The sequence below is a fragment of the Planotetraspora mira genome, assembly GCF_016863275.1.
Classification (GTDB): Bacteria; Actinomycetota; Actinomycetes; order Streptosporangiales; family Streptosporangiaceae; genus Planotetraspora; species Planotetraspora mira.
Genome location: NZ_BOOO01000057.1, coordinates 1 through 8,642 on the forward strand (window position 1 = coordinate 1; position 8,642 = coordinate 8,642).

The 8,642-nt window shown below is 69.6% G+C and carries 5 protein-coding genes; 2 read left to right on the forward strand and 3 right to left on the reverse strand.

The window, feature by feature from the left end; translation table 11 throughout:
- Nucleotides 1–468 precede the first annotated feature (468 nt).
- Nucleotides 469–615, forward strand: coding sequence for a hypothetical protein (locus tag Pmi06nite_RS40350; RefSeq protein ID WP_203958537.1), 147 nt, complete (start codon nucleotides 469–471; stop codon nucleotides 613–615).
- Between the two features lie 80 nt (nucleotides 616–695).
- Here Pmi06nite_RS40350 and Pmi06nite_RS40355 read toward each other — a convergent pair whose 3' ends face one another.
- Nucleotides 696–3,539 (reverse strand): helix-turn-helix transcriptional regulator, encoded by a 2,844-nt coding sequence (locus Pmi06nite_RS40355; protein WP_203958538.1) that lies wholly within the window; start codon nucleotides 3,537–3,539, stop codon nucleotides 696–698.
- A gap of 202 nt (nucleotides 3,540–3,741) precedes the next feature.
- On the opposite strand from Pmi06nite_RS40355, the gene Pmi06nite_RS40360 reads away from it, so the two are divergent.
- Nucleotides 3,742–6,183: a helix-turn-helix transcriptional regulator gene (locus tag Pmi06nite_RS40360; RefSeq protein ID WP_203958539.1), complete on the forward strand. Its 2,442-nt coding sequence runs from the start codon at nucleotides 3,742–3,744 to the stop codon at nucleotides 6,181–6,183.
- Between the two features lie 38 nt (nucleotides 6,184–6,221).
- Here Pmi06nite_RS40360 and Pmi06nite_RS40365 read toward each other — a convergent pair whose 3' ends face one another.
- Entirely contained in the window at nucleotides 6,222–7,079 is an 858-nt protein-coding gene (locus Pmi06nite_RS40365; protein ID WP_203958540.1) for an alpha/beta fold hydrolase, read from the reverse strand.
- A gap of 41 nt (nucleotides 7,080–7,120) precedes the next feature.
- Complete coding sequence (locus tag Pmi06nite_RS40370; protein ID WP_203958541.1) at nucleotides 7,121–7,951, reverse strand: alpha/beta fold hydrolase; 831 nt, start codon at nucleotides 7,949–7,951, stop codon at nucleotides 7,121–7,123.
- Nucleotides 7,952–8,642 lie beyond the last annotated feature (691 nt).

Genomic DNA, 8,642 nt, shown 5'->3' on the forward strand with positions numbered 1-8,642 from the left:
GGTAGCTTAACCCACGGCTCTGATGTCTCTTTGACCACTTCAGGGGGGTCCTGGACAAGGGCACGAAGGGTAAGCGGGCTCGAACTGTGCCGCTCATTGCTGAGTCCGTGATCTGATCGCCAGACGTTTGGACGTCTCCGGGCCGGATCCTGCGGCGCGCTTGTTCGTCGGCCCCCGAGGTGGACGCATCACCACCTCAGTGTCATATGCGGGATGGTGGCGTCGCGGTGACGCATACATGTGGTGGGCTCGTCTCCTCGCTGGCCTTGCTCGATAGTGGATCAACGGCTTCGCCCTGGCGGGTACGGGTCCACACCACTCCCCCGCCCCTGATAGCTCCCGAACCAGTGGCCCGTCCGAGGTGTCAAGGCGAGCATCTCCGGCGGCAAAGTGACACCACCACCAGCGCGGATTGACGTCACTAGGGGGCAGATAGTCCGCATCATGGTAAGGAGTGATGCAACCGACGTGGCGCACGTCCATGGGTACGACAAGGCCGCGTACCTAGAGCCGAACAAGCCTGGGACGATCGCCTTCCTCGCCGACCAGAGCGGTCTGTTCGCAGTCGAGACTCACATATCAGACCTGCAGTTGTTGCAGCTCGCGGTCCATTAAGGCGCCCCGCACACCCTTCCGGCCGGATCTTCCCGTCGCCGTCGTCCCACCCTCGGCGTGATACAGCTCCTCTGAGGCGGTTACCCGGCGCCGGAGCCGAGGACGTCGCGGATTTGGTGGCGGGCGGTGACTCCGAGGAGGGGGAAGGACCGGTAGAGGTGGGAGCCGACGGTTCGGGGCGAGAGGCTGAGCCGTTCGGCGATCTCGCGGTTGGTCAGTCCCTGTGCGGCGAGGCGGACGATCTCGCGTTGTTGCGGGGTGAGCTGCGCCAGGCCGTCTGACGTGGCGGCTCCGGGGAGGGTGACTCCGGAGGCGCGGAGCTCGGTTTCGGCCCGTTGCGCATACGGCTTCGCTCCGATGCGCCGGAACAGCTCCACGGCTGAGATCAGCAGAGGTTTGGCCTCGTTGATCCGCCGCCGTCGCCGCAGCCATTCGGCGTAGTCCAGCCGCAGGGAAGCTCGTTCGAATGGCCACTGCTCACCCGCTGGGTCGGCGAGCGCGCGGGTGTAGTGCTCCTCGGCCTGGTCTCGCCCGGACAACAACGCGCGCGCGTGCGCGACCAACTGCTCGAGACGTGGCGACATGTCCCCGTCCACCTGGCTCACCGCGTGTTCCACGATCGCTCTGCACTCGTCGGCCTGGTCTGTGCGGACCGCGGCGGAGGCGAAGTCCACCAGCGCGAAATACGAGGCGTGGTAGTGGAGCGGGACGCCGTCGTCGCCGAGCACCTGGCGGAGGATGGTGTAGGCCGCCTCGAAGCGTCCCTCGACCAGCGCGATCAGCCCCGTCACCCGGCGTTCTCGCGCCGCGATGAACGGGACGTCGGCCGGATCCACGGCGGCGACCGCCGTGGCAGCGAGGTCGCGCGCGCGGAGCGTGTCGCCGCGAAGGGCCGCCAGTGTGGCGGCGGTGAGGCTGACCCCCGCGGTGACGATCTCCATCTCGTAGGCCGCGGCCAGTTCGGACGCCTCCGCGCACGCGTCCAGCGCCTCGTCCCATCGGGCGGTGTCGAGGCAAGCCCAGGCGAGCCCCATCATCATGGCTCCGCTGACACCCTGGATGCCGGGTTTGCGGAGCCTCTCGCGCGCCTCTGAGAGCCCTATCACCATGGCGCCGCGGCCACTCCGGATGCCGGGTTTGCGGAGCCTCTCGCGCGCCTCCCGGAGAATGCGCACCGCCAGATCCGACTCGTCGAGCACCCAGGCCGCCGGGCCCGCCGTCGACAGGCCGGGAATGTCGAGCCCGCGTTCGGTGATCCGGCGAATGTCGGCCAACGCCGCCGCCCGCCCCTGGTAGGGGTTGGTCGCCGTGTGCGTGAACAGCCGGACGGCGTTCGCCCAGTCCGGGGCGCCGGGGTTGATCGCGGCCTCCCGTGGGGAAAGCCGGTCCACCACCTGACGCACCGCGGTCCGTCCGGCAGGCGCTCCCAGGTGGTAGGCGACGGTCGCCGCCGGCCCCAGGGTGCCCCAGGCGATGAGCGGGGCCCACACCGCCGTCTCCTCGCCGAGCGTGACGAGCGCTCTGAGCGCCTCGGCCTGATGTTTGGTCCAGGCGAGCGCCCACCCGATCGCCCGGTTCGCCTGCGCTCGCAACGTCGGGTCCGACGTGGCGGCCGATGCCTGGGTCGCGAGGTCCCGAACCCATGTGGCCTGCCCCGTGGTGGTGGCGTAGTCGGCGGCGATGACGAGCCGTCGTGCCCGGTCCTCCGGGTCGGGGCTGAGCTCCGCCGCCCGTTCCATGGCGAGGGCGGCGGCCACACAGCCGCCGCGTCGCAGAGCCTCCGCCGCGGTCTCCTCCAGGAGCAACGCCACGCTCTCGTCGGGATGGAGTGTCGCCCTCGCCAGATGCCAGGCCCGGCGATCCGGCTGCCGTGTGAGGACGCCGGCCAGCCGGCGATGGGCGTCCGCGCGCTCGGCGAACGACGCCGCGTGGTAGACGGCCGAGCGCACCAGAGGGTGTGAGAAGGCCACTCCGGCGCCGCTCACCGTGATCAGGCCGGCGTTCTCGGCGGGTTGCCAGATCTGCGCCTCCAGGCCGGGAAGGCCGGCGCTGCCCGCCTCCGACAGCTCGGACGGGCCCGCCGCCGCGGCGAACAACAAGGCGGTACGGCAGGCCTGCGGCAGGGCGCTCACCCGCTCCGAGAACAGACGCTCCAGGCGCTCACTCAGCGGAAGCGGGTCTTCGAGCCGGTAACCGCCCCATGTCCTGTCCGTCGCGATCGCCCTGGTCAGCTCTACCAAGGCCATCGGGTTGCCCTGCGCCTGGGCCAGGACGGTCGACCGAGCCAGGCCGCGAGGGGGGTGCGTCTGCGCGTCGAGCAACCGGTTGGCGTCTGTCTCGGTGAGCGGCTCCAGCCGCAAATGGGCGACGTCGTGGCCGAACGGCGATGGCGGCGTCTGTTCCCTGGTGCTCACCACCATCACGATCCGCTCGTTCCTCAGGCGTCTCCCGACGAAGGCGAGAACGTCACGCGAGTTGTAGTCGAGCCACTGGGTGTCGTCGACGACGAGGAGCAGGGGGGACCGCTCCGCGACCTTGATGAGCAACGTCACGGTCGCTATGCCGATCAGCAGGCGGTCGGGAGCCGCGAACTCCTGTGCCAGGCCGAAGGCGGCCAGCAGAGCGTTCCGATGAGGTGGCGTCAGGTCGGCCACGGGAGAGCCGGCCGAGCTGAGGATCGGGCCCAGCAGTTGGTGGAGTCCGGCGAACGCGAGATGGGTCTCGGACTGGTCGCCCACGACCGACAGGACGTTGACCTTCTTCTCGCGGGCCTGTTCGATGAACCGCGACAGGAGGCTGGTCTTGCCGATGCCTGCTTCGCCGAGGAGCGCCAGTGCCTGGCTCGATAGCGAGTCGAGCAGACCGATGAGCCGTTCCAGCTCGGCATCCCGGCCGATGAGCAGCGACGACGTGCGTTCGACCATGCTGCCTGGGTTTCCGTTTCGGGTCCGAGGACAGGACAAATTGGACTGTAGCGCGGCAGGGGAAGGGTGCGTGGCCGGGGGTGCAGTCATCCTTCGGATACCGCTTGCGGACCCCGCTCGGGAGACTGGTCCGGCCACGCAGCCTGATCCTTCGAAAGGAGCGGACGTCCGTCCATGAGCACCCGACCTGATCGAGGCAGCCTTGCTCCTGGGTCGTGAGGAGGAACGCGCGCAGTTGGAGGGTCTGCTCACGGCCGCCCGTGAAGGTGCCGGCGGCGTTCTCGTACTCAGGGGGCAGGCGGGGATCGGGAAGACGGCGCTCCTTGACCACGCCGTGCGGGAGGCGCGCGGCGCCCGGGTGGTGCGGGTCGCGGGCATCGAATCGGAGACGGAGATCGGCTTCGCGGCCCTGCACCAGCTCCTGCTGCCCTTCCTCGGCCGCCTGCCGAACCTGCCGCCCCCGCAACGATCGGCCCTGGCCGCTGTCTTCGGCCTGCGTCAGAGCAAGGAGCCCGAGCGCTTCCTTGTCGGGCTGGCCGCACTGAGCTTGCTGGCCGACGCCGCCGGTGAGCCCCTGCTGTGCGTCGTCGACGACGCGCAGTGGCTCGATCAGGAGTCGGCCCAGGTGCTGGCGTTCGTGGCACGCCGTCTCCAGGCCGAGCGTCTCGTCATGATGTTCGCGGTCCGCGAGCCCATCACCCGGCTCCTGCCGCTGGCGGGGCTTCCTGACCGCGAGATCCGGGGGCTCGCGCCGCGCGCGGCGGCCGAACTGCTGGCCTCAGCGACGCCTGGCAGGCTGGACGACCGGATCAGCGAGCGAATCGTCGCCGAGACAGGCGGCAACCCGCTGGCCCTCATCGAGCTCGCCCATGAGCTGGATCTCGGGCACCTGACCGGTGCGGCCCGGTTGCCGGACCCGCTGCCGATCAGCCAGAGGCTCGGGGCGCGGTTCGTCCGCGAGATCCGCGACCTGCCGGCGAGCTCACAGATGATGTTGCTGACGGCCGCCGCCGAGCAGACGGGCGACCCCGCGGTGTTGTGGCGCGCCGGGGCCGAGCTCGGCTTCGGGTGGGACGCGGGCGCGGTCGCGGAGGCGCGACAGCTCCTGGAGCCGGGCACACGGGTCAGGTTCCGTCACCCGCTGATCCGCTCGGCGGTCTATTACGGGGCGTCCAGCGGTGAGCGTCAGAGGGTCCACCAGGTGCTCGCGGCCGTCACCGATCCCGATCGGGACCCCGACCGGCGCGCCTGGCATCTCGCCGAGGCGGCCCCGGGGCCGGATGAGGTGCTGGCCGCGGCGCTTGAGGACGCCGCCGGCACGGCCAGGTCACGCGGTGGGTCCGACGCCGAGGTAATCATTCGGATGCGCGCGGCCGAGATGACCCCCGAGCCCGCTCGCCGGGCAGGGCGACTGGTCGCCACCGCGCAGGCGGCTCTGACCGCCGGCGCCTTCTCCCAAGCGGGGTCACTGGTCGAATCGGCCGAGCCGGCCCTGGTGGATCCGCTCACACGCGCGCTGGCGGCGGAGATACGCGGCAAGATCCAGATGCGGGCCGGTGGCTCGGCCGCCCGGCTTCCCGCGCTGTTGCTGACGACCGCGCGCGCCTACGAGCACGTCGACGTACGGCGTCGCCGGGAAAAGCTCCTCGAGGCCATGGACATGGTCTTCACGATCCGGCAAGCCGCTCTGGAGGTCACTCCGCTCGAGATCGCGAAGGAGGCGCTCACGCTCGCGCCACCGCCGGAGGGCGAGGCGACGCCCGGCGACCTGTTGCTGGAAGGCTGTGCCACGCTCATCGCGATCGGATACGCCGAGGCCGTGCCCGTGCTCCATGCCGCCCTGGCCGCCTTGGCCGATCTTGCGGACCAGCGGGCGCCCGGCACGCTCGGGGTCGCGGCCGCGCACGCCGTGTGGGATGACCGTTTCGCCGACGAGCCCGCCGACGAGCGGGCCCCGGCTGTCGCGGGCCCTTCCGAGGCGCTCGGGCGTGGCCGCTACCGCGACGCGTTCGAGGCGGCCCGGCACCTGTGCGAGCTGGACATGGTGAACCTGGACCATCAGCGCCTGCCCGACCTCATCGAAGCCGGTGTCCGGTGTGGTGAGCGCGACCAGGCTCAGTCGGCGTTGTCGCGGCTCAGGGCGAAGGCCCAGGTGGCCGGCACTCCGTGGGCGCTCGGGCTGCTCGCGAGGTCGGAGGCGCTCCTGGCGGAGCCGGCCGACGCGGAGCGTCTCTACCTGCTGGCGATAGAGCATCTGGAGCGCACGCGCATGACGGCCGATCTGGCCCGCGCGTACCTGCTCTACGGCGAGTGGCTGCGCCGGCACAGGCGCAGGAACGACGCCCGCGCACGGCTGAGCATGGCCCACGACATGTTCGTGGAGATGGGCGCGGCGGCGTTCGCGGATCGATGCCGGATCGAGCTCGTCGCGGCCGGCACGCGCCACGGCGCGTCCGCGAACGCGACCGATGACCTCACGCCGCAGGAGAGGCAGATCGCCACACTGGCGGCCGGCCGCGCGACGAACCAGGAGATCGCCGCGCAGCTGTTCATCAGCCCGAGCACCGTCGACTACCACCTCAAGAAGGTGTTCAGGAAGCTCGGAGTCACCTCGCGCCGCCAGCTCAAGCTGAGGAAGCCGTGAGGTGGGCGGTGCGGTCGAGTGACCGCACCGCCCGGCGCTCAGCCCTCGGCGCAGGCCGCCTTCTCGATGAAGCTTGTGACGGTGCCAGGCTGGGAGATGATGCCCAGGTGGGAGGCGTTGAACTTCTGGGTGCGCGCGCCGGCGTGCTTGGCCATGGCGACCTGCTGCGCCTCCGGGATGATCTTGTCCTTGGTGCCGATCAGGTCCCATGAGGGGATCGTCTTCCAGGCCGGAGGCCCGGAGTGCTCGCCGAGGGCGATCAGGGACGTGGGGGGCTGGGAGGCCGCGAGCTGGGCGCCGGTCGCGGGGGGCAGGTCGCCGGCGAAACCCCGGACGAACACGTCCGGCAGCACGTACGTGTCGTACACGCCCGTCGGGGCGCCCGGGTAGTTCACGAGCTTGAAGACCGATGTCGGGTCGGTGACCGCCGGTGCGAGCGCGGAGTCCTTGCCGCTGAGGTCGGAAACGGTCTGGGTCTCATCCGGGAGGTAGGCGTCGATGTAGACCAGGGCCTTGACGTTGGCGTTACCCGTCGCGGCGTTGGTGATGACGGCGCCGCCGTACGAGTGGCCGACGAGCACGATCGGCCCGGTGATGCTCGCCAGGTAGTCGCGCAGGTAATCGGCGTCGCTGGACAGGCCCCGCAGCGGGTTGGGCGCGACGGCGACGGTGTAGCCGTCGTGCTGGAGGCGGCTGACCTCGCCGGACCAGCTCGATCCGTCGGCCCAGGCGCCGTGGACGAGGACGATCGTGGGCTTCGCCGCGTGGTGGGTGGCCGTGGCGCTGGTCGTGGCGGTCGCAGCAGTCGCCGAAGTCAGTCCGAGAGGGAGCAGGACTGCTGTGGCCGCCGCCGCGGCCGTGACGGCCGTGGCGTAGCGGATCCGGTGCACGAGCATGGACTTGCCTTTCTTCAATGCGGTGTGGGGATGAGTCGTGATCAGGCGAGGAAGCCGAGCAGGGCCGTGTTCACCTGGTCGGTGTGGGTCCACGCGATCGCGTGGGGCCCGCCTTCGATCACGATGTATTCGAGGCCGTCGACGAGCCCGCGCAGCCGCTCGCCGGCGACCTCCTTGGGCAGGATCCGGTCCTGGTCGCCTGTGATCACCAGGATCGGCACGTCGAGCTTGGCCACGTCGGGCCGGAAGTCGGTCAGCCAGGTCGGGATGCACGCCACCGCGGCGACCGGCGAGCCCGCGACCGCGATGTTCCAGCTCGACTGGAACGCCTGCTCGCTGACGAGGGTGCCGCCGTAGACGTCGTAGTTGTAGAAGTTCTCGAGGAACTGCTTGAGCCACAGTGGCCGGTCGGCCTTGGCCGTCTCGACGAAGCCGTCGAACAGGCCCTGCGGCGCGCCCTCGGGGTTGTCGTCGGTCTGCAGCAGGAAGGGCGGGATCGGCGAGACCAGTACGGCCTTGCGCACGCGGGCACTGCCGTAGACGCCCAAATAGTGGGTCACGTCGCCCGTGCCCATCGAGTGGCCGACGAGCACGGCGTCGTGCAGGTCCAGCTTCTCCATCAGGGCGTTCAGGTCGGCGGCGAACGTGTCGTAGTCGTAGCCGGTGGCCGGCTGGCTCGAGTTCCCCCAGCCCCGGCGGTCATAGGTGATCACACGGTGCCCGGCGGCGATCAGCACGGAAACCTGCTTCTCCCACGCCTTCCCGCTCAACGGGTAACCGTGGCTCAGCACCACGGGTGCCCCCGCGCCGTGGTCCTCGTAATAGATGTCGATCGGTATCGAGTTCTCCGTGCCTACGTTCACGTAGGGCATGGCGGTTCTCCATCTCACGCGCTTTCGGATTCGTCCGCGGCAGACGCTAAACCCGAGCACTGATGTCGGGAATCATGTGAACCTCATAGTCCGGCTGCGACCCCCACGCACCGGACGGCCCCTACGCTCGCGAAAAGACACCCGATCTGGGCAATTTGCACATGTAAACGCCTGTGAATAGCCGCATGGGGATGGCTACGTGTTTCACGGGATGTCGAGGTGCTTCGCCCGCCGCGGCCGACCTCGGGCTGGGCACGGAGACGGTCGCTGCACGCTCGAGGACCAGGCCCAGGTCGTGCGCCGGCACGTCTACCGACCAGTCAGAACGTGATGGTCCATCCTTCACTCCGGGCCTTCCCCGGCACAGACCCTACGGGCCTGCAACCTCAGCATCCTCCGCAAGATCCTTAACCATCCAGCCTGATCGGAGGCGGGCGGCTCTCCCTCCCAGCCCGATCGGCGCCACCCTTTACGTTGTAGATTCGCAATTTCGGGACCCCTGGCCGGAAGCCCGTTTGAACATTTGCGCTTTCAGTGCACCGCGGAGCGCGAATCGCCTGGTCGCGTCCAGCATCGATGGGTGGCGGTCAGAACGGTCCGGCAGGCTCTGGTTCACGGTCAGATGACGGTCAGACAAGCAAAAGGCTGACCATCTGTAAGATGATCAGGCTTCCGACCTGCCGAAACAGAG